The following is a 22,934-nucleotide window of genomic DNA, read 5'->3' as shown; positions in this document are numbered from 1 at the left end:
GGTGAACCGTTTAAGCGTCATCACCAACAGGACCGGGCTTTTGAAAAATAGACCCTGGCGCCAAGATCTGCAAAAACCGTGACGCAGCGCGGTTTATCGGTGCCTGGCGATAAAAAAAGCTCCCTTTTTCAGCTATTTCCGGTATAGTGCGCGCCGGCCTTTAACCGGGCCGCGTTTAGGTAGCGCAATTCCCCGAAGTCAGCTTCGGCTGCACGTCCGCACAGCGGACTCTTCCTTGACGAATCTTTTTCATTCATTCGTTTTCGCAAATCCCCGCCGACAAAGCAGCCAGGGCGACTCTTGAGTCTCAACACGGCATGCGCAGCTTTGGAGCATGGGTCTTTGCGGATGCACTTAGAGGCAGACCCATGACCCAGGAAACCGGCGGCTTCGCCGCTTTTAATCTTAACCCGAACATTCTCGCTGCCGTCATCGCGACTGGCTACGAAGAACCTTCGGCTATTCAGCAGCAATCGATCCCGATCATCATGGCCGGCCAAGACATGATTGGCCAGGCGCAAACCGGTACCGGTAAAACCGCCGCGTTCGCCCTGCCTATCCTGCACTGCATCGATCCTGCCAAGCGCGAGCCGCAAGCCCTGATCCTGGCGCCAACCCGTGAGTTGGCGCTGCAAGTAGCAACCGCTTTCGAAACCTACGCCAAGCAAATGCCGGGCGTTACCGTTGTGGCCGTTTACGGCGGCGCGCCTATGGGCCCACAACTGAAAGCCATCCGCAATGGCGCACAGATCGTTGTCGCCACCCCTGGCCGCCTGTGCGACCACCTGCGTCGTGACGAGAAAGTGCTGTCGACCGTGAATCACCTGGTTCTGGACGAAGCCGACGAAATGTTGAAGCTGGGCTTCATGGATGACCTGGAAGTCATCTTCAAGGCGCTGCCTCCAACCCGTCAGACCGTACTGTTCTCGGCCACCTTGCCGCAGTCGATCCGTGCCATTGCCGAGCGCCATCTGCGCGATCCGCAACACGTGAAGATCCAGACCAAGACCCAGACCGTTACCGCGATCGAACAGGCTCACCTGTTGGTTCACGCTGACCAGAAGACCTCGGCTGTATTGAGCCTGCTGGAAGTCGAAGACTTCGACGCCCTGATCATGTTCGTGCGCACCAAGCAAGCGACCCTGGACCTGGCCAGTGCCCTGGAAGCCAAAGGCTACAAGGCCGCTGCGCTGAACGGTGACATTGCCCAGAACCAGCGTGAGCGTGTGATCGACTCCCTCAAGGATGGCCGCCTGGACATCGTTGTGGCGACCGACGTTGCTGCCCGTGGCCTCGACGTTCCACGTATCACCCACGTGTTCAACGTTGACATGCCGTACGATCCAGAGTCCTACGTTCACCGTATCGGCCGTACCGGCCGTGCGGGTCGCGAAGGTCGTGCACTGTTGTTGGTGACTCCACGTGAGCGCCGCATGCTGCAAGTGATCGAGCGTGTAACCGGTCAGAAAGTTGCCGAGGTCCGCCTGCCGGATGCCCAGGCCGTTCTCGATGCCCGCATCAAGAAACTGACCAACAGCCTGGCACCCCTGGTGGCTGACGCTGAATCGACCCACGGCGACCTGCTGGACCGCCTGACCGCCGATATCGGTTGCACCCCACGTGCCCTGGCTGCAGCCCTGCTGCGCAAAGCCACCAACGGTCAGGCCCTGACCCTGGCCGCCATCGAGAAAGAGCGCCCACTGGTGCCGAACAGCGCGCCACGCGGTGATCGTCCAGAGCGTTCCGGCGACCGTCCGGACCGTGGTGATCGTGAGCGTCGCGCTCCGGTGCCATTGGCTGAAGGCCGTGCACGTTGCCGTACCGCGCTGGGTGCGCGTGATGGTATCGCTGCCAAGAACCTGCTGGGCGCTATCCTCAATGAGGGTGGCCTGGCGCGTGAAGCCATCGGTCGCATTCAGGTGCGTGACAGCTTCTCCCTGGTGGAGCTGCCGGAAGACGGCCTGGAAAAACTGCTGGCCAAGTTGAAAGACACTCGCGTTGCCGGTAAGCAGCTCAAGCTGCGTCGCTACCGCGAAGATTGATCCGCCCTTTGGCTGATTGATCGCAAATAAAAAATCCCCGACTGGTTCGGGGATTTTTTTTTGCCTTGAATTACTGGTCTCAGTCAGCCGAAGCGATAGATGTCCATGCCCAATGCCCCCATCGTGAACCCCTGATGAGCCAAACCAAATTGCCCGCCTGCCCCCCGGGCAAAATACAGCGGCAATAAATGCTCATCGCTGGGATGGCTGCGCACGGCATGGGGCGCCTGGCGGCGATAGTCATGCAGGGCGGCTTCGTTATCGGTCGCAAGTTTGTCTACCACCCAGTCGCGAAACTCTCGCGCCCACGGTGTGATCGTCTCCGGCCCGGCGCGCCAGTCCAGCTCACCGAGGTTGTGGGTGATGCTGCCGGAACCGATCAACAGCACCCCTCGCTCGCGCAGGCTGCGAAGGGCATGCCCGACCCGGGTTTGCAGGGCAGGGCCCATGCGGCTGGGCAACGAGACTTGCACCACCGGAATGTCGGCCGCTGGATACATCAGCGACAGGGGTACCCAGGTGCCATGGTCGAAGGGGCGTTGGTTATCGATGTGTGCGTCCAGGCCGTCTGCTTGCAGCAGCTCGACAATCTCGCTCGCCAATTGTGGGTCACCCGGCGCAGGGTATTGCACGGCAAACAGTTCGCGAGGAAAGCCGCCAAAGTCATGCCAGGTTTCGGGCGCGGCGCCGCCACTGACCAGCAGTTCCTGGCTTTCCCAGTGCGCCGATACCACCACGATCGCCTTCGGTCGTGGCAGCTCGGCCGCCAGACGCTGCAATGCAGGGCCGCTGGCACCGGGTTGCAGCGCCAGCATGGGTGAGCCGTGGGAGATGAACAGGCTGGGGAGCATAGGAAGCGTCCTGAAGGTTAATATCGAGCTATCTTTAATCAGAATGTTTATCTAGATCTAATATAAGTTTTAGTGTCTTTTGATCGATTTATCAGGAGGGTGCATGGACGCAAAATTTTGGCAGGAACGCTGGGCCACCAATCAGATCGGTTTTCATCAGGTCGAGGTTAATCCCTACTTGCAGCAGTATTGGTCAACGTTGGCCGTGGCCGGGGGCTCGAAGGTCTTCGTGCCATTGTGCGGCAAAAGCCTGGACATGATGTGGCTGGCGGGGCGCGGGCATCGTGTGATGGGCGTGGAGGTGTCGGAGCAGGCGGTGAAGGCGTTCTTCAGCGAGCGGGCGCTCACGCCGCAAGTCGATCAAAGAGGCGCGTTCAAGGTGTATCAGGCGGGCCTGATCGAAGTGTGGTGCGGTGATTTCTTCGCCCTAGACGCTGGGGCCGTGGCCGACTGCAAGGCGCTGTATGATCGTGCGGCACTGATTGCCTTGCCACAGCAGATGCGGCCGCAATACACCGAGCATCTCGACAGCCTGCTGGCCCGTGGCTGTGAGGGCCTGCTGATCGCTGTCGACTACGACCAGGCGCAAAGGGCTGGCCCGCCTTTTTCTGTCCCGGATGAGGAAGTGCAGTCGCTGCTGGGGCCGCACTGGAACGTTGTCACGCTGCAAGAGCTGGACATTCTGAGTCAGAGCCGCAAATTCATGGCGGACGGCGTCGCCCGCCTTGAGGAGCGCGTTTATCGGCTGACCAAGAGGTAAATCGCGGCCACGAAAAAGGGGCGATTCAATCGCCCCTTTTTCGTGTTGCCGGGTTATCAGCCCCGACGACGCAGTGCGTCGATCCGCTCTTCCAGCGGCGGGTGGCTCATGAACAGGCGAGCCATGCCCTGCTTGATGCCACCGTTGATGCCAAAGGCGGTCAGGCTGTCCGGCATGTGCACCGGTAGCCCCTGTTCGGAGCGCAAGTGTTGCAGCGCTGCGATCATCGCCCCGGTGCCGGCCAGGCGGGCACCGGCTTCGTCTGCGCGGAACTCGCGTTTGCGCGAGAACCACATGGTGATTGCGCTGGCCAGGAAGCCCAGTACCAGTTCAGCGAAGATAGTCGCCACGAAGTAGGCGATGCCACGGCCTTCTTCGTTCTTGAAAATTACCTTGTCGACAAAGTTGCCGATGATGCGCGCGAAGAACATCACGAAGGTGTTCACCACGCCTTGAACCAGCGCCAGTGTCACCATGTCGCCGTTGGCTACGTGGCCGATCTCGTGAGCCAGTACGGCTTTCACCTCGTCATACGAGAAGCGTTCGAGCATGCCCTGGCTGACGGCAACGAGCGCGTCGTTCTTGTTCCAGCCAGTGGCAAAGGCATTGGCTTCATAGGCCGGGAAGATCCCGACCTCGGGCATCTTGATACCCGCTTCGCGGGACAGCTGCTCGACGGTCTGCAGCAACCATTGCTCATGCCGGGTGCGTGGCTGGGTGATGACCTGGGTGCTGGTACTCATCTTCGCCATCCATTTGGAGATGAACAGCGAAAACAGTGAGCCGGCGAAACCAAAGACCGCACAGAAGACCAGCAGCTGATTGAGGTTCAGGTCAACCCCGTTGGCCGCCATGAACCCGTTGAAGCCGAAAAGGCTCAGGGTGATGCTGGCAATCAGCACGACCGCCAGGTTAGTGGCCAAGAACAGCAGGATGCGCATCATGGTTGTAGGGTTCTCCTCATGCTTAATATGTCGCGTACTGCGGGGTATATAAGGTGCGGCATGGGGTGATTCAACCGAGCGACTATTTCAAACTGTGTCCTACAGCTTGAATGTAGTGGCTTGAAGGGATTTTCCGACCTGTATTGTAAGCCATGACCCACACTAGTTTGCCTTGCCGCCCCGTGATTATAGGGGGTACGCCTCGGGCGGGGGGGAAGTGAAATACCACAACACGTAAGCGACAAAGAAGTGTTGCAGATAATCGCTGTACGACCCGAAGCGGGCCGCACAGGGTCAATTCCCTTACTGGCGATAGGACTTGAGGAAGTTGCCGATGCGACCAATCGCCATCTCCAGGTCATCCACTCGAGGCAACGTCACCACGCGGAAGTGATCCGGCCACGGCCAGTTGAACGCGGTGCCCTGGACCACGAGCAGCTTTTCCGACAGCAGCAGGTCGAGCACGAACTTTTCGTCGTTGAGGATCGGGCACACTTTCGGGTCGATCCGCGGAAACGCATACAACGCGCCCATGGGCTTCACGCAGCTGACGCCGGGAATAGCGTTGAGCAGCTCCCAGGTGCGATTGCGCTGCTCCAGCAGGCGCCCCTGGGGCAGGATCAGGTCGTTGATGCTCTGGTAGCCACCGAGGGCGGTCTGGATGGCGTGTTGGCTCGGTACGTTGGCGCACAGGCGCATGTTGGCCAGCATGTCTATGCCTTCGATATAGCTCTGGGCGTTGTGCTTGGGGCCGGAGATGGCGATCCAGCCGGAGCGGAAACCCGCCACGCGGTAGGACTTGGACAGGCCATTGAAGGTCAGGCACAACAGGTCCGGGGCCAGGGATGCGGTGCATATATGCACGGCGTCATCGTAGAGGATCTTGTCGTAGATCTCGTCTGAGAACACCACCAGGTTGTGCTGGCGTGCGAGTTCGAGCATGCCCAGCAGCACTTCCCTGGAGTACACCGCGCCGGTGGGGTTGTTCGGGTTGATGATCACCAGGGCCTTGGTGTTCGGGGTGATCTTGGCCTTGATGTCGGCCAGGTCCGGAAACCAGTCGGCACCCTCGTCACACAGGTAGTGCACCGGGTTGCCGCCAGCCAAGGTCACGGCGGCGGTCCACAGTGGGTAATCCGGTGCCGGCACCAGCACTTCGTCGCCATTGTTGAGCAGCGCCTGCATCGACATCACGATCAGCTCGGACACGCCATTGCCCAGGTAGATGTCCTCGATACCGACACCTTCAACCTGCTTTTGCTGGTAGTACTGCATCACCGCCTTGCGCGCACTGAACAGGCCCTTGGAATCACTGTAGCCCTGGGCAGTCGGCAGGTTGCGAATCACATCCTGGAGGATTTCGTCCGGCGCTTCGAAACCAAACGGCGCCGGGTTGCCAATGTTCAGCTTGAGGATGCGATGACCTTCCTCTTCCAGGCGCTTGGCGTGCTTGAGCACCGGGCCGCGAATGTCGTAGCAGACGTTGGCGAGCTTGTTCGATTTGCTGACCTGCATGGCGATGTGATCCTGAAAATGAACGATCCAGACGGCGCGGGCACTACCCTGGGGTGAATCCTGCGCGGTTCGCACCCATAAATACGTTTGAATGCCGGAGGCGCGGGTGCCAGACTGGCGTTTTGAAGAGGCGCAATCATACGTGCCGCCTGATCCATGGAAAAGACACAGATCAGGGTTTTTCAGTTGCCGAGGTGTACCAATGGAAAAGTTGCAGAAAACCGTTGATGAATGGAAAGCCATGCTTGATCCCGAACAGTACAACGTGTGCCGCCTCAAGGGCACCGAGCGACCGTTCAGCGGCAAGTACAATGCCACCAAGACCGATGGCGTTTACCACTGCATCTGCTGCAACGAGCCACTGTTCGATTCCAGCGCCAAGTTTGACTCCGGCTGCGGCTGGCCCAGCTTCTACGAGCCGATTGCTGACAGCGCGATGATTGAGATCCGCGACGTCAGCCACGGCATGATCCGTACCGAGGTCACCTGCGCCAAGTGCGACGCGCACCTGGGGCATGTGTTCCCGGACGGCCCGCCGCCAACCGGGCTGCGCTATTGCATCAACTCGGTGTGCCTGGACCTGGTGCCGCGCTAGGCTTGAAGCTGTAAACAGGCCTACACGGATCACTGTAGGAGCGAACAAGTTCGCTCCTACAACTTCTTCCCCTGACTTGAGGCTCTGCCATGAGCGAATCCCTGCTGAGCATCCCTTGCACCACTATCAAGGGCGAGCAAAAGACCTTGGCCGACTTCGCCGGCAAGGCCATTCTGGTGGTCAACACCGCCAGCAAATGCGGCTTCACGCCACAATACAAGGGCCTGGAGCAACTCTGGCAGCACTATAAGGATCAAGGCCTGGTGGTGCTCGGCTTTCCCTGCAATCAGTTTGGCAAGCAGGAACCGGGCAACGAAGACGCGATATCCGAGTTCTGTGAGCTGAACTTCGGTGTCAGTTTTCCGCTGTTCAAGAAGATCGATGTCAATGGCAGCGATGCCCACCCTCTGTTCGTGCAGTTGAAAAAACAGGCCCCGGGGCTGCTGGGTTCCAAGAACATCAAGTGGAACTTCACCAAGTTTCTCATCGGCCGTGATGGCAAGCAGGTCAAGCGTTTTGCGCCGACGACCAAGCCCCAGGACTTGACCCAGGCGATCGAAGCCCTGCTCAAGTGAGATGCAGTGCGCAGGCAGATCAGAGACTTGAGATCGTCGGTACCCATAGCTCCAACAGGGCATGGAGTTCTTCGCGGCGAAACGGCTTGGCCAAGTAGTCGTTCATGCCCGCCGCCCGGCAGCGCTCGCGCTCTTCGGACAGGGCGTTGGCGGTCAAGGCGACGATGGGCAGGTCCGGCCAGCGCCCGCTGCGGCGAATCTGTCGGCTGGCTTCGTAGCCATCCATCACCGGCATGTTGCAGTCCATCAGCACCATGTCGAAGCGCTGGTCCTCAAGCATCGTCAAGGCTTCGCCCCCATGGGCGGCCACGATGACCTCACATCCCAGCTTGCTGAGCATACCCTTGGCCACCAGTTGATTGACCGGGTTGTCCTCAACCAACAGGATACGTGCCCGGTGAGCAAGCGGTGCGGACTCCATCTGAATCGGATCGAGGATCAGTTCTACGTCGCTGCGCAGGTTGCGTTGCAGGATCTGGTAAAGCGCATTGCGGCTCAATGGTCGTGCTTGTTGCTGCAGCGGTGCCAGGGCCGCTACCTCTTCGCCAGGCATGAAGTTGCCGTAGGCAGTGATCAGCAAGATCGGGGCGCGGATCCCAGGGCGCAAGCGAAACAGGCACTCCGGACAATCGGTGATCAACAGGTCGGGGGCCAGTGCGCTCAAGTCATCGTCCTGGGAATAACAGCGTGGCGTCAGCCCCCAGGAAGGCAGCAGAGTGGTGAGCAACTCCGTCAAGCCGCCGCCGGCGTGGGTGATGGCAATCACGTCACCTGTGAGTGGGCTGTGGCGCGTGGCAGGTAGATGCGTGGGCAGCGGCAGATCGGCGCAGAACTGGCTGCCAAAGCCCACCTCCGAGCTGATGCTCAAGCGTCCTTGCATGGCTTCGCACAGGTTACGGGTCAACGCCAGCCCCAACCCTGTGCCGCCAAATTGGCGAGTGATGCCGGCACCGGCCTGGGTGAACGGCTGGAAGATCTTCGCCTGGGCATCCTGGGCGATGCCGATGCCGGTGTCACATACTTCAATGTTGACCCGGCCCTCCACGGCACGCAGGCGTACATCGACGCGTCCGAAGCGGGTGAACTTCAGGGCATTGGACAGCAGGTTACTGACGATTTGCCGCACACGAGTCGGGTCGCCGATAACCTGGGCGGGAAACTGTGGATCGATCAGGCAAGTCAGCTCCACGCTCGGCGCCGCGTTTTGCGACAGCAGGTTGGCGGTGTCTTCCACCAGCGAGCCCAGGTCGAACGGGATATGTTCCAGTTCCAGCTGGCCGGCGTCGAATTTGGACAGGTCGAGGATATCGTTGAGTAATTCGACCAGTACTTTGCCTGAATCATGGGCGATGGATAATTGCTGTCGTTGCTCGGCGTTCAGCGGGCTGTCCAGCGACAACGCAATCATCCCCAGCAGTCCATTGAGCGGTGTGCGGATTTCATGGCTCATATTGGCCAGGAAGGCCGCCCTTGCCTGGGCCATGGCCAGTGCAGTTGTCTTCGCCGCTTCCAGTTCATCGTTGGATCGGCTCAAGCGTTGGTTGCTGGCCTTGAGTTCAAGGGTGCGCGCAGAAACAATATTTTCCAGCTGGCCCAAGTATTCCGTCAGGCGGTCCTCGGCGTGCCGCCGTTGCTGGATTTCGGTCTCCATGTTTTCGAATTGCAGGTTGGCGACATTGACCAGCACACCGATTTCGTCATGTTCGTGTCCCGGTGGGCAATCCAGGCGCGCCTGTTTGCGTGCACTCAGCTCTCGGATAATGCGCACCAGCGGCTGGGTCAGCATCACGTAGAACAAGCCCAACAGAATTCCGGTCAGGAGCAGGCTGCGGACAAATCCATTAAGCAGGGTAATCTCGGCACGGTGCAGGAAGCGGCTGCCGAAGGCGTAGGTATCGACGTCAAGGCGCAGCACGCCAAGTGATTCGTCCGGCATATGGCCGAGGTACAGTCGGTCCTCGAATTGACGGTTGGCGCTGAACAAAAAATCACTGATGGGCCGGTAGTTGCTTTCCTTGCGCGGACGATCGACGTCGGCCAGGACCACGCCATTATTGTCGATCAACTGCGCCCGGGTGATGGCTGGGGAGTGCAGCAGCCCCAGGGCCAGCTCCTGGGCGAGTTCGGCATCGATGTTGTAGGCGATGCGGGAGGCGGGGTTATGACTGATTTCGATCAGTGAGCGTATTTCACGGTTGATGGATGCGTCTTCACTGGCATAATCAATGCCGATTTGGATCAGGCTGAGCAAGGTTCCCAAGACGAAACCGACCAGCACAGTCAATCTGGCTTGTTTATAAGACAAGCGGTGGGCGAACTTGATATCCATCGAGTGTTGAACCACTTCACGTTTCCCTTCGCCCGGCAAGCATAGCTGAACATCCACAAGCTCTGGCTCGCCCGGCATGAATCGTTGTTTTAATGCAGCCTCATGCGGTGTGTCGCAGGGTTGCTAATACGCCATCTTTTACAAGAACTTGCCAGAGGAATAGTCATGGATTCTCGATTGAATGCCTTCCTTGAGCGGGCCGATGCGGTACTCGCGCGCCTGGAACCCTTGTTGCCCGCCCTGCGCGAGGCCATCGACTGGGATCAATGCCTGGCCGCCCGTTGGCAGCGCGAAGGGCGCAGTGGCTTTCTGTTGCCGCTGCAAGTGAGCCTGGACATGCGCCTGTCGGACCTGATCGGCGTCGACAAGCAACGTGAACAACTGGCGCGTAATACCCAGCAGTTCCTCGATGGCTTGCCCGCCAATCATGCGTTGTTGTGGGGGTCGCGCGGCACCGGAAAATCCTCCATGGTACGCGCCTTGCTCGCCCAGCATGCCAAGGCGGGCTTGCGTTTGATCGAAATCGAGCGAGACCACCTGGCCGACCTGCCACGGGTGGTCGAGCAGTTGGTCAAGCTACCACAGCGGTTTATTTTGTTTTGCGATGATCTGTCGTTCGAAGCCGGCGAAGGCGACTATCGTGTGCTCAAGAGCGTGCTCGACGGTTCCCTTGAGCAGGCGCCGGAAAACGTGCTGCTGTACGCCACATCCAACCGTCGCCACCTGGTGCCGGAAAACCAGAGCGACAATGACAATTGGAAACGCGTGGATGGCGAGTTGCACCCGAGTGAGGCGGTAGAAGACAAGATTGCCTTGTCGGACCGTTTTGGCTTGTGGCTATCGTTCTACCCATTCACCCAGGAGCACTTCCTGGATGTGGTGGAACATTGGATCGGCGAGTTGGCCGGCAAGGCTGGCTTGCAGTGGCAGCGCGACGAACAACTCGATGTGCTGGCGGTGCGTTGGGCTACCGGCCGCGGCAACCGCAATGGCCGCTGTGCCTATCAGTTCGCCCGTTACTGGGTGGGTCTTAAATTGCTGGAACGTCAACCATGATCGATTTACAACAGGCCGGTACCGGCCTAGATGGCTATGCCATGCTGTGCGCGCAGCTTGAGTCGTTGCTCGCCGATGAGCGGGACTTTATTGCCAACAGTGCGCAGTTTTCCGCGTTCCTGTTCAATCAGTTGGATGACTTGAATTGGGCAGGCTTCTACCTCAATCGCAATGACGAACTGGTGCTTGGGCCATTCCAGGGCCAGATCGCTTGTGTGCGAATTCCCTTCGGACGCGGGGTGTGTGGCGCGGCGGCGGCATCACGGCAAACCCAGCGCGTGGAGGATGTGCATGCTTTCCCGGGGCATATCGCCTGTGACAGCGCTTCCAACAGCGAATTGGTGGTGCCGTTGGTCAAGGACGGTCAACTGGTCGGCGTCCTCGACCTCGATAGCCCGTTGCCGGGCCGTTTTACACCTCAGGACCAAGTGGGGATTGAACAGCTGGCAGCCATCTTCCTGCGGTTGACCGATTGCTGAGACAAGCGCGCTGATGCCGTGTTCTGTAGGAGCGAGAGTTTGCTCGCTCCTACAGCGTTCAGGCGCTTACAGACTGTCCAGGTCATCCAGTTGAATTTGCAGGACCCTCTCCAGTTCCAGCATGAGTTTTTCCAGGGCCTTGATACCGGTTTCGATCGCAGCCCAATGCTCATTGCGCGAGCAGGCTTGTTCCAGTGCTTCGCATTGCCCGGCCAGCGAAGTGGCTTGAACGATACGGGCAGCTCCCTTGATTTTGTGGGCCTGCTCAATGATGTCCGTCAGCGAGGCTTTACCGCTCAGCAGGTCCATGAGTGCCTGGCGGTCTTGACGGCTGCTGCTCAACAGCTCTTCCAGCAAGCGTCGACTCAATTGCGGATCGCCGCCGGTCAGGGCCTCCAGGCACCCCAGGTCCAGTCGTGTGCTTGCCGGTTGAGGGGCGATCTGCGCCAACTGCCGCTCCAGCACGGTCAGGCTGATGGGTTTGAACAGGCAGTCATCCATGCCGGCCTGCACGCACCGTAGCCTTTCCTCCGGCTGGGCATTGGCGGTAAAACCCAGCACCACACAGGCAGGTAATTGTTCCCGTTGCTCGTATTCGCGGATTGAACGGCTCAGCTCGTAGCCATTCATGATAGGCATGTTGCAGTCGGCGATCACCAGGTCGAAACGTTCCTGGCGCCAGGCCTGGAATCCGGCTGCGCCGTGCTCGGCGGCGGTGAATTGATGGCCCAGGTAGCCCAGTTGCTGGCACATCAGCAGGCGGTTCGCCGGGTGATCGTCGACCACCAGCACGTTCAGCACGGGTGTGCGGGCCGGCGTCTCAGGCGTGTGCTCTCCCAGCGCCTGGACCGGGCTCAGGCGCGGCATCCTGAGGTTGACGTGCACTTGGGTGCCTACCAGGGGCACGCTACTGAGGCTTAATTGACCGCCCATCATTTCGCACAGGCTGCGGCAGATGACCAGTCCCAACCCCGCACCGCTCCTGGCCAGGTGACCAGAGTTGTCGGCTTGGGCAAAGGGTTCGAACAGGCGCAACTGGTCTTCCCTGTTGATGCCGATGCCGGTGTCCTCCACGACGAGCTTCAACTCGACCTGCTCCGGCGCCTGGGTAGGCTGTATTTCTACTTTGATTTTCACCTGTCCGAGTTCGGTGAATTTGATCGCGTTGCTGACGAGGTTCGAGAGCACTTGCTTGAAGCGCAGGGGGTCTATCAGCACCTCGATGTCATTGAGGTCGGGCTTGAACTCCAGCAACAGGCTCAGGGTTTTCTGGCGTGCAAGGCCATCGAAGACGCGCACGACCGACTCGATTACCTCCCGCAGGTTGACGCGCTCCGGGGCCAGGCTGAGACGACCGGACTCAATACGCGCGATATCGAGGATATCGCCGATCAATTCCAGCAGGTCCTTGGCCGAGTTGTATGCCACTTCAATCGCCGGGCGATCAAGGTGCCCTTGGTCGGCGCGCTTGAGCGTCAGTTCGAGCATGCCGATCACCGCATTCATCGGCGTGCGGATCTCATGGCTCATGGTGGCAAGGAACGTACTTTTGGCGCGATTGGCCTCGTCGGCGCGCTCCTTGGCGGCTCGTAGCTCATCGAATAACTGGCGCCGGTCACTGATGTCGATCCAGCCACCGATGATGCCCTGAACCTCGCCGGTGGAGTCCCGGTAGGGCAGGATCCAGTGGTAGATGGTCAGTTTCTTCTTATGGATATGCAGGCTGCGGTCCAGGATCAGTGGGTTCCCCTCGGCCACCACGCGCTGATAGTCCGCGTGGTATTGCGCCGCCTCCGACTCCAGGGCCATGCTCATCTGGGTCACGCTTTTGCCGATCACGTCTTCGCGCTTCACACCGAATACCTGCAGGTAGCTGTCGTTGCAGGTCTGCAGAAGGCCATTGCGGTCGCGCACGTAGATCGGGTGTGGCGTCTCATTGACCAGTGCGCGCATGAATTCGAACTGATCATTGAGGGCGCGCTCGGCCATTTTGCGGTGCTTGATCTGGCGGCGCATGTAGGCGTTCCAGGTCAAGGAGATCAACAGCAGGAGCCCGGTGCCGATGATGATCCGCGCTATCAGTTGGTGGTAGTTGCGCCAGTAGCTGTCGGACGCGGCGGTGTAGCCACGCCAGCGGCTGTTGATCACGCCCATTTCATCCGGGGCGATGCTGAGCAGCGCCTTGTCGAGGATTGAACTCAATTCCGTGGCTTGGCGCGATGTGGCCAAGGTGAATGTGGCGGGGGTCGTGCCGATGCTGGCGCTGATTTGCAGCCTGTCCTGGAAAACCTGGGAAGACAGGAAGTAGTTGGCGATGACCAGAGTGTTCACGGCACCGTCCACTTGCCCCTGGGCGAGCAATTCCGCCGCCCGGAACGTATCGCTGGTTTCCACCAGGTGAATCTGTGGGAAGTCCGTGCTCAAGCTCGCGGCCAGGGGATTGCCTTGGGTTATCGCCAGGCGCTTGCCGGCCATTTGCTCCATATTCGAGGGCGCGCCGGGCTCTTTGCGCGTCAGCAGTACGTAGGAATTTTCAAGGTAAGGGCGGCTGAAATTGAGCTGCGAGTCTCTTTCGTTGCTCGGGACGATAGCGCCGATCATATCGACTTTCTGGCTGGTGACTTGCTCGATCATTGCATTGACGTCACGTCCGCGCTCGATCGAGAAACGCAGGCCGGTTCGCAGGCGTATCAGCTCCAGGAGGTCGGCGGTAATCCCGCGAAAATTGCCGTCCGCGTCAAAGAAGGTGAGTGGCGCGAAGGTTTCGTTCACGATCACCTTCACCACAGGATGCTCTTTGAGCCAGCGTTCTTCACGCTGGGTCAGTTGCAGTTTCTTATCGGTCAGCAGGATATCGCTGCCGGCGCTCCAGCGTTTGGCGATGCTATCCCGTTCGTTGACGGGCACGGCTGCCAGGACTGAGTCGACAATGCTCAGGAGGATCCGATTGTCTTGGCGCGTAGCAAAGCTGAAACCATAAGCTTCATGCTTGCCGAAGTTGGCCATGCGGATATTTTTGAGATAACCCTTGTTGATCATGTAATGGGTGGAAATGGTGTCGCCAAGAAACACATCCGCCTGGTCGAACGCCACTGCATTCAAGGCATTCTGATAAGACGGATAGGCGCGGATGACCGCATTGGGGTACAGCTTCTCTACTTCGTTGAGGGGCAGGTAATGGTAGACAAGGCTCAAGCGTAGCCCTTCCAGGCCTTCGTTCAGACTGCGGGTTTCTCCCTCGCGGGTGACCAGTACAGGCTGGTCCACGGCGTAGGGTTCAGACAGGATGAGATTGGGGGTTGCGGCTTCAAAGCCATTGGAGGAGCCCAATAAATCTATGTCCCCGGCCTCCAAAGCTCGAATGGCATCCTTGCGTGACGGGTAGCGCATGACTTTGATGGGCAAGGAGAGCGCCTTGGCCAGCAACCCAGCGTAATCAGCGGTGAGGCCTTCGTAATCATGACCGCTGGACGTGAGATCGAAAGGCGGGTAGTCAGGTGCGGAGGTACCCAGCACCAGTTCACGTTTGTTCTGCAGCCACTGGCGCTGAGCCTTGTCAAAATGAGTGTCTAGTTGAATGGCTCCGGCACGACTCAAGAGGGTGAAGTGTTCCGGGCTGGTTTGGTGCTCCGCGAGCACAGTGGTGCTGAAGCACAAACCGGCACTCAATATAATCAGATAGTCCTTTATACGCCTGGGCATCCGCTTTCTCACACTAGCGCGTTTCGTTTTGCCATCTCGATGAGTTCTACCAAGGATTTGGCCTTGAGTTTCTGCATTAACCTCTTTTTATAAGTACTCACAGTTTTATTGCTCAGAAACATACCCTTGGCTATTTCCTTGTTGGTACGGCCTTGTGCAAACAGTTGCAGCACCATCAGTTCGCGGTCGTTGACTGTTTTGAAGAGTTCCAGCTCCTGGGCGTCCATGCCTTCGGTGCCGGGACTATTCAGCGCCTGGCTGGGGAAGTAGTTATAGCCCGATAGCACTGCGCGAATGGCGCTGAGCAACTCGCTCAGATCCCCCTCCTTGCACACGTACCCCTCGGCGCCCGAACGCATGCATCGCGTCGCAAAGAGCGTAGGGCACTGGGCCGTCAGCACCAGCGTCTTCATCGATGTGTTCATCGCGTTGAAGCGGCAGAGGACTTCAAGGCCATCAAGTTTGGGAATGCTGATGTCGAGAATCACCAGGTCCGGAAGGCATTCACGCACCATCTGTATGGCATCGCATCCGTTATCTGTTTCGCCAACGACCTTGTAACCCTCGTGTTCCAGCAACATTCGAATGGCGAGTCGTATAACCGGGTGGTCATCGATAATAAAAACAGAGTTCATAATCACATTCCATGCAGGTGCAAATAAAGCGGGCACATTAGCTCAGAAGGTGAGGGGGCAGCATGAAGCCTTAGGGCGGTAGAGGCAAAACAGGAAAGTTCCTACGCTAGAAAAGGCATGCACCTACAAGTTGCTAGGTGTGATGGAGGTGTATGTAAGCATTTTGGACATGATGGCGTCATGTAATGGCGCCTTGGTATTTGCGATTAGCCTCACGTCGGTTTTCTCTAGTGGAAATGTTTAATTTCCTACATTCGATAAGTGAAAGTCGAGGCAATCAAGTGTTCAAGTTGATCTTTGTTCAATGGTTTTGATAAGTAGCCAAGAAGCGGGAGATTTCGTTGCAAGGCTTGCATCTTCAGATTAATCAGTTCCGCCGGGGGTAACCCGCTCAACAGAATCGCACTGGTTATAAAGCGCTGGCGGCTGGCGATTTCTACCAGTTCAAGCCCGGGCAAGTCAGGCAGGCATTGGTCACATAGCATCAGATCGAAGGGGTGTTCGGACTGGCTCATCAAGCGTATGGCCTGCTCGGCATTTTCCACGGGCGTCAGTTGGTCGAAACCGAAGCTTTTGAGCAGGCATTGGGTGGCCAGGAGCTGAAAGGGGTGATCCTCCACCAAAAGAATACGAAGAGGGTATCTGGGCATAGAGAACACACAGTGAGTCAAGCGTCGATGGGGGAGGAGTTGCTCGGCTGGTCCGTTAAGAGCGTGCGTGATTATTCTTCGGGTGTATGTACGAATTCGATCAGGCCGCTCTGTTCCCATCGTAGGGCGATTCTCTTCAGGGAACAGGATGCGTGGTCGAGTTGTTATTGAGGGCTGGAGCGCCCGGTCATTTCCCGCGCCATTTCTGTGGCGTAGCTGTCGGTCATGCCGGCGATGAAGTCGATCATCCGCAGGAACGAAGCATGTAATGGCCAGGCCGGGTCCGGTGCGCTATTGCCCAGTAAATCGAGAATGCGCCTGTTCTTGAACGACGGGGTACGCCCGCCATGTTGTTCCAGGGCCGCACCGCAGAAGGCGTTCAGCAGGATTTCCAGGGTGGTGTAGGCGCCGATTTCATGCAGCGTCTTTCGTTTATCCTGGAAGATTTTCTTGCGCGCCATGTCCTTGGCATCGAGTACGCAGCGTTTTGCCGGGCCGTGCATGTGCTCGACCAGGTCGCCCGGCAGTGTGCCGGCGAGCAGGGCGTCCTGCTGTTCGACAAACGCCCTTGCTGCCGCGTTGGTCAGGTGTTCGATGGCCTTGCCACGCAGGATCGCCAGTTTGCGGCGCCGCGAGTCCAGCGGGCCCAACTGGCGATAGGTTTGTGGCAGGTCATCGCCGACCAGGTCCAGCAGTAGCGACTCGACCTCGGCGTACTGCAGCAGCTCCATTTCCAGGCCGTCTTCCAGGTCAATCAGCGCGTAGCAGATGTCGTCGGCGGCCTCCATCAGGTAAACGAGGGGGTGACGGGCCCAGCGTTGCTCTTCCAGTTGGGGCAGGCCGAGCTTGTGGGCGATCTGCTCAAGAATCGGCAGCTCGCTCTGGTAACAGCCGAACTTGTGTTTCTTGTAGCCCAGTGAGTCGGCGTGGCGGGCAGTCCAGGGGTATTTGAGATAAGTCCCCAAGGTGGCATAGGTCAGCCGCGTGCCGCCGTCGAACTGATGGTATTCAAGCTGGGTCAGTACCCGAAAGCCCTGGGCATTGCCTTCGAAGTTGAGGAAGTCATTGCGTTCGGCGCTGGTCATGTCATCCAGCCAGCCGCGCCCGGCGGCCTGCTGGAACCAGTGGCGAATGGCGTCTTCACCGGAGTGTCCGAACGGCGGGTTGCCGATGTCATGGGCCAGGCAGGCCGATTGCACCACCATGCCCAGGTCGCTCGGGTCGCACCAGTCGGGCAGGGCGCTGCGCAGGGTTTCGCCCACGCGCATGCCGAGGGAACGCCCGACGCAACTGACTTCCAGCGAGTGGGTCAGACGCGTGTGGATATGGTCATTGCTCGATACCGGGTGCACTTGTGTCTTGCGCCCCAGGCGCCGGAATGCACCGGAGAAGATAATGCGATCGTGGTCCTTGTGAAAGGGGCTGCGTCCCAGTTCTTCCGGGCTGTGCAGCGGCTTTCCAAGGCGTTCGCGGGTCAGCAGGGTGGGCCAATCCAAGGCGGGTACTCTCCGTACGGTGAATGACAGGTCCAGCTTCCCGGTTCGGCCTCGCTGGGGCAAGCGAATCCAACGGTCGCCAGTGTCGATATCAATTAACAGGCAGCGCAAAAAACCGCAATGACCAGGACATATCGGGTCATTACGGTCTTTGACTCACGCAGGTCAGTTTTTGCGCGAAGCGCCTTGCATAGCCAGTTTGATCAGCGGGATCAACCCGGCACCTAACCGTACCAGTCGCGTCACGCTGCTGATACTGCCACCTTTGGCGCCCTTGCCGGTAAAGAAGCCCATCAGCGTCACCGCCGCTACGCCCCACAGTGGCGCGTGCTTGATGCCCAGGCTGTCCTGCCAATTGTGGCGCATATTGCGCATTTTTTGCAGGGGCGCCATCAGTTGCTGGGACTCATGGCGGATTTCCTGGCGGTGCATTTCCATGCGCAGGCGGATCAGGGCCTTGCGCATTTCCCGGCGGGAGGTGTTTTGCGGGATCTCAGTCATGCTCATGGCAGCAGGCGCTCCCGGTCATTGGCCAGCTCTTCAAGCGTGGCGTGGAAGGGCGTGGACTCATCGAACACCGCCGCTTTCAAGCGCACCCCGCAGAACGCGGCGGCCAGGCTGTAGAACACGCAGAGACAGATGATCCCGGTCAGTCGGTAGCCGGTGTCCCATACCAGGATCATCACCAGCGTCGACAGCCCCACCAGCAACAGCAGGGCAAACACCAGCGCCAGCCCGGCAAACAGCAACAGGCTGACGGTGCGGGCCTTTTGCTCCTGCAATTCGATGCCGAACAATTCCACATGGCTGTGCAGCAAGCCCAGCACAGCAGCGCCCAGGCGTCGGGAGGTGGAACTGGTTCCTGAAGAGTGTGCGCTCGTTGATGAGCTGGATTCGCCGATAGACATGATAGTTAGCGCCTTGTAGCCAGCAGACCGATCAAAAAGCCCACGCCGGCAGCGATACCGACCGACTGCCATGGGTTGGCTTGTACGTAGTCTTCAGTGGCAGTGATCGCCGCCTGACTGCGCTCACGCAGCGAGTCTTCGGTCAACTGCAGGGTCTCGCGAGCCTTGAGCAGGCTCTCGTGGATCTTGGTGCGCAGCTCATCGGCCTGGTCACCGGCCAGCACAGCGGTGTCGTCCAGCAACCTTTCGGTGTCACTTACCAGGGTTTGAAAATCCGCCATCAGTATCTCTTGAGCAGTCTTTGCTGTTTTACCGGCCATGGTTGTCTCCGTGTGTGGCTGATCTGTACGTGTGGTTTCGAGTCGCGGGGTTCGCCGAAGGTTCAGTGCAATTGTGTGGTACAGCTTTTGCTTTGCCTTGGTGCGCAGGCCCTTGAGCCTGCGCTGAATCCGGGCGGTCGTGGCGCAAGCCTTGAAAAACCTTACCCTAAATCACTCAAACCCGCGGAAAAACCCTGTCGGCAACGGCCTGTGTGTTGATCGCTGCGCTAAAGCGGTTCACGCCCTCTTATCAAGGGTGGGGTTACCGGTGCCAATTTAGTGCGCAAAACCCTGGCTTGAACCGCTTTGGTGCTTTTTGCCTTGATGCAGGCCTGCCAACCTCCATGGAAAATTTGCAAAGTGCGGTGGACACCCTTGTCCATAGCTCCAACACCCTGTTCATCCTGATTGGTGCGGTCATGGTCCTGGCCATGCACGCCGGTTTTGCCTTCCTGGAAGTCGGCACGGTGCGCCAGAAAAACCAAGTCAACGCCTTGTCGAAAATTCTCAGTGACTTCGCGATCTCAACCCTGGCCTATTTCTTTATAGGCTATTGGATCTCCTATGGCGTGAACTTCATGCAACCAGCAGCCGTGATCAGTGCCGATCATGGCTACGGCCTGGTGAAGTTTTTCTTCCTGCTGACCTTTGCCGCGGCGATTCCGGCCATCATTTCTGGCGGTATTGCCGAGCGGGCAAAGTTTGCTCCTCAGCTGTGCGCCACCGCGCTGATCGTGGCGTTCATCTACCCCTTTTTCGAAGGCATGGTGTGGAACGGCAACTTCGGCCTGCAAGCCTGGCTGCTCGCAACCTTCGGTGCCGGCTTCCACGACTTTGCCGGTTCCGTGGTGGTACACGCCATGGGCGGTTGGCTGGCGCTGGCAGCCGTGTTGCTGCTGGGCCCGCGCAACGGGCGTTATCGAGAAGGGCGCCTGGTGGCGTTTGCGCCGTCGAGCATCCCCTTCCTGGCGCTGGGGTCGTGGATCCTGCTCGTGGGTTGGTTTGGCTTTAACGTGATGAGTGCGCAAACCCTGGATGGGGTCAGTGGCCTGGTGGCGGTTAATTCGTTGATGGCCATGGTCGGCGGCATCGTTGCTGCGCTGGTGATCGGGCGTAACGACCCGGGCTTCCTGCACAACGGCCCATTGGCCGGGCTGGTGGCGATCTGCGCCGGTTCCGACCTGATGCACCCGGTGGGCGCGCTGGTCACGGGGGCCATTGCCGGAGGGTTGTTTGTGTGGTGTTTTATCGCTGCCCAGGATCGTTGGAAGATCGACGACGTGCTGGGTGTATGGCCCTTGCATGGCTTATGTGGGGTGTGGGGCGGTATCGCCTGCGGCATCTTCGGGCAGACCGCCCTGGGTGGGCTGGGCGGCGTGAGCCTGATCAGCCAGTTGATCGGCACCGGCCTTGGCGTGGTGGTGGCCTTTGGCGGCGGCTTGCTGGTGTACGGCGCGATCAAGCGCATGCACGGCCTGCGCCTGAGCCAGGAAGAAGAGTATTACGGTGCCGACCTGTCGATCCACAAGATTGGCGCAGTCAGTCAGGATTGATTGGCGCCTCTTCGTCCGTGCGGGGCTGCGGATCGAATCCGTGCAACAGGCGATAGTGGTTGTGCCGCACTTCATCGACCCGCGCCTGTACCTGTTGGTCCGGCAGGCCCAGCAGGATCAGCGCGTGGGAGGCGAGCATCAGGCTTGATTCCAGCAGCTCAGGCACCACCTCACTGGCACCGGCGGCCTTGAGCTCAGCCAACTGGCTGTCATCGCGAGTGCGCACCAGGATCGGCACCTCAGGGTTGATCCGCCGCGCTTCCTTGAGCACCAGCAGGGCGACATCGCTGTTGTCTACGGCGATCACCACCAACCGCGCCCGCTCCAGGCCGACGGCACTGAGCAAGGCGCCACGGCGGCAGTCGCCGTAATGCACGCTGCTGTCCTCGGTGGCGGCTTCGTGTACGCGTGCGGGGTCGTCATCCAGGGCGATAAACGCCTGGTGTTCGCGGCGCAAAAAACGCCCGATGGATTGGCCCACCCGACCATAACCACAAATCACCACATGCCCGTGCAGTTGCGCATTGAGCGCGGTGATCTGCTCCAGTTGCACCTGCTGGTTGGGCTTGCGGTGCAGGCGCAGGGCAATGGCCGGCGCGGCGCGCAACAGCAATGGCGTCAACAGCATCGAACAGAACGTGGCGGCCAGTAGCAGCCCGTTGAATTGATCTGGAATCAGCCGGCTCTGTTGCATCTGCGCCATCAACGCAAAACAGAACTCGCCACCCTGGGCCAGGGCCAGGCCGCTGCGCCAGGCGGTCTCAGTGTCGCTGCCGCGCAGCTTGACGAGTGTGGCGACTACGCAACCTTTGACCAGCATCAGCGTGAGGGTCAGGCCGAGGATCAACAGGCTATGGCTGATGAACAGCTGCAAGTCGATCAACATGCCGATGCTGACAAAAAACAGCCCCAGCAGAATGTCTCGGAACGGTCGGATATCCGCTTCGATCTGGTGACGATAATGACTTTCACCCAGCAACATGCCGGCCAGGAACGCCCCAAGGGCAGGGGACAGGCCGAGCAGATGGGTGAGCCAGGCCGTGAGCAACACAATCACCAGCGCCAGCAATACAAACAACTCCGCCGAATGGGACGCCGCGACTTCACGAAACAACCGCGGCAGCAACCAGCGGCTGGCGAATAACAGGCCCACGAACAACACCACAGTCTTGCCCAGGGTCAGTGGCAGCGCCCAGTACCAGGCTTGGTCGCTGCTGCCGGCGAACACTGGCACCAGCGTCAGCAGCAATACCGCCACCACGTCCTGGAACAGCAGCACGCCAATCGCATTCTGGCCATGGCTGCTGAAGATCTCACCGAGGCTGGTCAATTCCTTGCTGACGATGGCCGTGGACGACAACGCCAACCCTGCACCCAGCAACAGCGCGATGCCCGGCGCCAGGCCAAAGCCCATCAGTAGGCCACCCAGCAGCGCCCCGCAGCCCAGCACCTGCAAACTGCCCAGGCCAAACACCACGCGGCGCAGAGCAAACATTTTCGACAGGGAAAACTCCAGGCCCAGGGAAAACAGCAGGAACACCACGCCCATCTCGGCCAGGTCCGGCAGGTCCTCGTTATCGTTCACCCAGTCCAGAGCAGTCGGACCCACCGCCAGGCCCACGCACAGGTAGCCCAGCACGGGCGGCAGTTGCAGCCGGCGAAACAGCGCAATCACCACCAGGGATGAGGCCAGAATGATCAGCAGGTTGGCAAACACAAGCATCTCCGTTGCAGGTGAGCGGGCAAAAAAGCCGCGAGAATCGCTGAATCAGTTATAGGCCATGGTGACCTGGGTCAGGTGTTTTGTCGGCAATGGGATTTCATGGGGCGAGCGGGTTTAGAATGATCACTTGTTTTTCTGACCGGGTTCTTTCGTCATGCCTCCTGAATGCCAGCTGTTCGGCACCCTGGGTTGCCACCTTTGTGAACTTGCGGAAGAGGTCCTCATGCCGTTGGTCGACCACGGTCTGATGGTTGAATTGATCGATATCGCCGATCCAGAAGACCTGACCGAAGCCTACGGCCTAAGGATCCCGGTACTGCGACGGGTCGACACCGGGGCGGAACTGGACTGGCCATTCGACAGTGATCAGGTCGTCGCCTTCCTGCGCTGATATTTATGCGATGGCGAGTTTCCAAATATTACGTTACTGTATATTCGTACAGCGATTGAATAGAGGGAACGCCCGTGGTGAATGTTGAACAACTGAAGAGCAGCGTCAATCGCATGTCCGCCGACGTCGTGCGCGACGCGGTAAACGAGCTGCGCCTCGATGGCCTGGTCACGGAAGGCAAGACGCCGTTTAACAAGGTGCATTTCAACACCTGCTTTGCGGAAATCGAGGCGCTGTTCCAGCGTGCCGGTTATCACAAGCAGCTGGATGTGGTGGGTTACCAGGGCTTGCTTTACGCACTGTATGATCCAGGCCGTTGGGAAGCGGTGGACGTATTGCGCTGGCTCAAGGAGTTTACCGAGGCCGCGAGCGCGTCGCCGGTCCTGCGGGCGCAATTGGCCAAGGCCTGA

The 22,934-nt window shown here is 59.1% G+C and carries 21 protein-coding genes; 9 read left to right on the top strand and 12 right to left on the bottom strand.

Features of this window, described 5'->3' with window-relative positions:
• Positions 1-368: 368 nt before the first annotated feature.
• Positions 369-2,042 (top strand): DEAD/DEAH box helicase, encoded by a 1,674-nt coding sequence (locus ASD70_RS14155; protein WP_043050461.1) that lies wholly within the window; start codon positions 369-371, stop codon positions 2,040-2,042.
• A gap of 83 nt (positions 2,043-2,125) precedes the next feature.
• Here ASD70_RS14155 and ASD70_RS14150 read toward each other — a convergent pair whose 3' ends face one another.
• Positions 2,126-2,893, bottom strand: a complete 768-nt coding sequence (locus tag ASD70_RS14150) for a DODA-type extradiol aromatic ring-opening family dioxygenase (protein WP_056846753.1) — start codon at positions 2,891-2,893, stop codon at positions 2,126-2,128.
• 103 nt (positions 2,894-2,996) lie between these two features.
• Between ASD70_RS14150 and ASD70_RS14145 the strand changes: the two genes are divergently transcribed.
• Positions 2,997-3,653 (top strand): thiopurine S-methyltransferase, encoded by a 657-nt coding sequence (locus ASD70_RS14145; RefSeq protein WP_056846752.1) that lies wholly within the window; start codon positions 2,997-2,999, stop codon positions 3,651-3,653.
• A gap of 56 nt (positions 3,654-3,709) precedes the next feature.
• Here the strand turns inward: ASD70_RS14145 and htpX are convergent, their stop codons facing one another.
• Both htpX and ASD70_RS14135 read right to left on the bottom strand, forming a co-directional pair.
• Positions 3,710-4,597 (bottom strand): protease HtpX, encoded by an 888-nt coding sequence (htpX, locus tag ASD70_RS14140; protein ID WP_043050458.1) that lies wholly within the window; start codon positions 4,595-4,597, stop codon positions 3,710-3,712.
• A 303-nt stretch (positions 4,598-4,900) separates the two neighbouring features.
• On the bottom strand, positions 4,901-6,112 hold the full coding sequence (locus tag ASD70_RS14135) for a pyridoxal phosphate-dependent aminotransferase (RefSeq protein WP_056846751.1): 1,212 nt from the start codon (positions 6,110-6,112) through the stop codon (positions 4,901-4,903).
• Between the two features lie 202 nt (positions 6,113-6,314).
• Here ASD70_RS14135 and msrB point away from each other — a divergent pair, with 202 nt between their 5' ends.
• Positions 6,315-6,707, top strand: a complete 393-nt coding sequence (msrB, locus tag ASD70_RS14130) for a peptide-methionine (R)-S-oxide reductase MsrB (protein WP_046071605.1) — start codon at positions 6,315-6,317, stop codon at positions 6,705-6,707.
• Positions 6,708-6,796: 89 nt separating this feature from the next.
• Positions 6,797-7,282, top strand: a complete 486-nt coding sequence (locus ASD70_RS14125; protein WP_043050455.1) for a glutathione peroxidase — start codon at positions 6,797-6,799, stop codon at positions 7,280-7,282.
• A gap of 19 nt (positions 7,283-7,301) precedes the next feature.
• Here the strand turns inward: ASD70_RS14125 and ASD70_RS14120 are convergent, their stop codons facing one another.
• Entirely contained in the window at positions 7,302-9,611 is a 2,310-nt protein-coding gene (locus ASD70_RS14120) for a hybrid sensor histidine kinase/response regulator (RefSeq protein WP_046072686.1), read from the bottom strand.
• Positions 9,612-9,776: 165 nt separating this feature from the next.
• Here ASD70_RS14120 and ASD70_RS14115 point away from each other — a divergent pair, with 165 nt between their 5' ends.
• On the top strand, positions 9,777-10,667 hold the full coding sequence (locus ASD70_RS14115; RefSeq protein WP_043050454.1) for an ATP-binding protein: 891 nt from the start codon (positions 9,777-9,779) through the stop codon (positions 10,665-10,667).
• The gene (locus ASD70_RS14110; protein WP_056846750.1) at positions 10,664-11,146 is read left to right on the top strand and encodes a GAF domain-containing protein; all 483 of its coding nucleotides are present in this window, start codon (positions 10,664-10,666) and stop codon (positions 11,144-11,146) included. Before ASD70_RS14115 ends, ASD70_RS14110 begins: the two co-directional genes overlap by 4 nt.
• A gap of 66 nt (positions 11,147-11,212) precedes the next feature.
• On the opposite strand, the gene ASD70_RS14105 is transcribed toward ASD70_RS14110, so the two are convergent.
• From ASD70_RS14105 to ASD70_RS14075, 7 genes are all read right to left on the bottom strand, one after another.
• Positions 11,213-14,848 (bottom strand): transporter substrate-binding domain-containing protein, encoded by a 3,636-nt coding sequence (locus tag ASD70_RS14105; protein WP_056846749.1) that lies wholly within the window; start codon positions 14,846-14,848, stop codon positions 11,213-11,215.
• 8 nt (positions 14,849-14,856) lie between these two features.
• Positions 14,857-15,483: a response regulator transcription factor gene (locus ASD70_RS14100; RefSeq protein ID WP_046071609.1), complete on the bottom strand. Its 627-nt coding sequence runs from the start codon at positions 15,481-15,483 to the stop codon at positions 14,857-14,859.
• A 248-nt stretch (positions 15,484-15,731) separates the two neighbouring features.
• Positions 15,732-16,133 carry a response regulator gene (locus ASD70_RS14095; RefSeq protein WP_046072687.1) on the bottom strand — a complete coding sequence of 134 codons (402 nt, stop codon included), beginning with the start codon at positions 16,131-16,133 and terminating at the stop codon, positions 15,732-15,734.
• Between the two features lie 164 nt (positions 16,134-16,297).
• Positions 16,298-17,629: a deoxyguanosinetriphosphate triphosphohydrolase gene (locus ASD70_RS14090; protein ID WP_046071610.1), complete on the bottom strand. Its 1,332-nt coding sequence runs from the start codon at positions 17,627-17,629 to the stop codon at positions 16,298-16,300.
• A 165-nt stretch (positions 17,630-17,794) separates the two neighbouring features.
• Positions 17,795-18,136, bottom strand: coding sequence for a hypothetical protein (locus ASD70_RS14085; protein ID WP_046071611.1), 342 nt, complete (start codon positions 18,134-18,136; stop codon positions 17,795-17,797).
• The gene (locus ASD70_RS14080) at positions 18,133-18,537 is read right to left on the bottom strand and encodes a phage holin family protein (RefSeq protein ID WP_043050447.1); all 405 of its coding nucleotides are present in this window, start codon (positions 18,535-18,537) and stop codon (positions 18,133-18,135) included. Before ASD70_RS14080 ends, ASD70_RS14085 begins: the two co-directional genes overlap by 4 nt.
• Before the next feature lie 5 nt (positions 18,538-18,542).
• Positions 18,543-18,857, bottom strand: a complete 315-nt coding sequence (locus tag ASD70_RS14075) for a DUF883 family protein (RefSeq protein ID WP_046071612.1) — start codon at positions 18,855-18,857, stop codon at positions 18,543-18,545.
• Positions 18,858-19,201: 344 nt separating this feature from the next.
• Here ASD70_RS14075 and ASD70_RS14070 point away from each other — a divergent pair, with 344 nt between their 5' ends.
• Positions 19,202-20,410 carry an ammonium transporter gene (locus tag ASD70_RS14070; RefSeq protein WP_056846748.1) on the top strand — a complete coding sequence of 403 codons (1,209 nt, stop codon included), beginning with the start codon at positions 19,202-19,204 and terminating at the stop codon, positions 20,408-20,410.
• On the opposite strand, the gene ASD70_RS14065 is transcribed toward ASD70_RS14070, so the two are convergent.
• Positions 20,397-22,133, bottom strand: coding sequence for a cation:proton antiporter (locus ASD70_RS14065; RefSeq protein ID WP_046071614.1), 1,737 nt, complete (start codon positions 22,131-22,133; stop codon positions 20,397-20,399). The genes ASD70_RS14070 and ASD70_RS14065 overlap by 14 nt on opposite strands.
• 154 nt (positions 22,134-22,287) lie before the next feature.
• Between ASD70_RS14065 and ASD70_RS14060 the strand changes: the two genes are divergently transcribed.
• Both ASD70_RS14060 and ASD70_RS14055 read left to right on the top strand, forming a co-directional pair.
• On the top strand, positions 22,288-22,524 hold the full coding sequence (locus tag ASD70_RS14060; protein ID WP_046071615.1) for a glutaredoxin family protein: 237 nt from the start codon (positions 22,288-22,290) through the stop codon (positions 22,522-22,524).
• A gap of 74 nt (positions 22,525-22,598) precedes the next feature.
• Complete coding sequence (locus ASD70_RS14055; RefSeq protein WP_003189932.1) at positions 22,599-22,934, top strand: hypothetical protein; 336 nt, start codon at positions 22,599-22,601, stop codon at positions 22,932-22,934.

Source organism: Pseudomonas sp. Root569 (assembly GCF_001427465.1).
In the GTDB taxonomy this organism is placed as follows: Bacteria; Pseudomonadota; Gammaproteobacteria; order Pseudomonadales; family Pseudomonadaceae; genus Aquipseudomonas; species Aquipseudomonas synxantha.
Note: the sequence above shows the minus strand (reverse complement) of the source record. Positions and strands in the feature narration are given on the sequence as shown.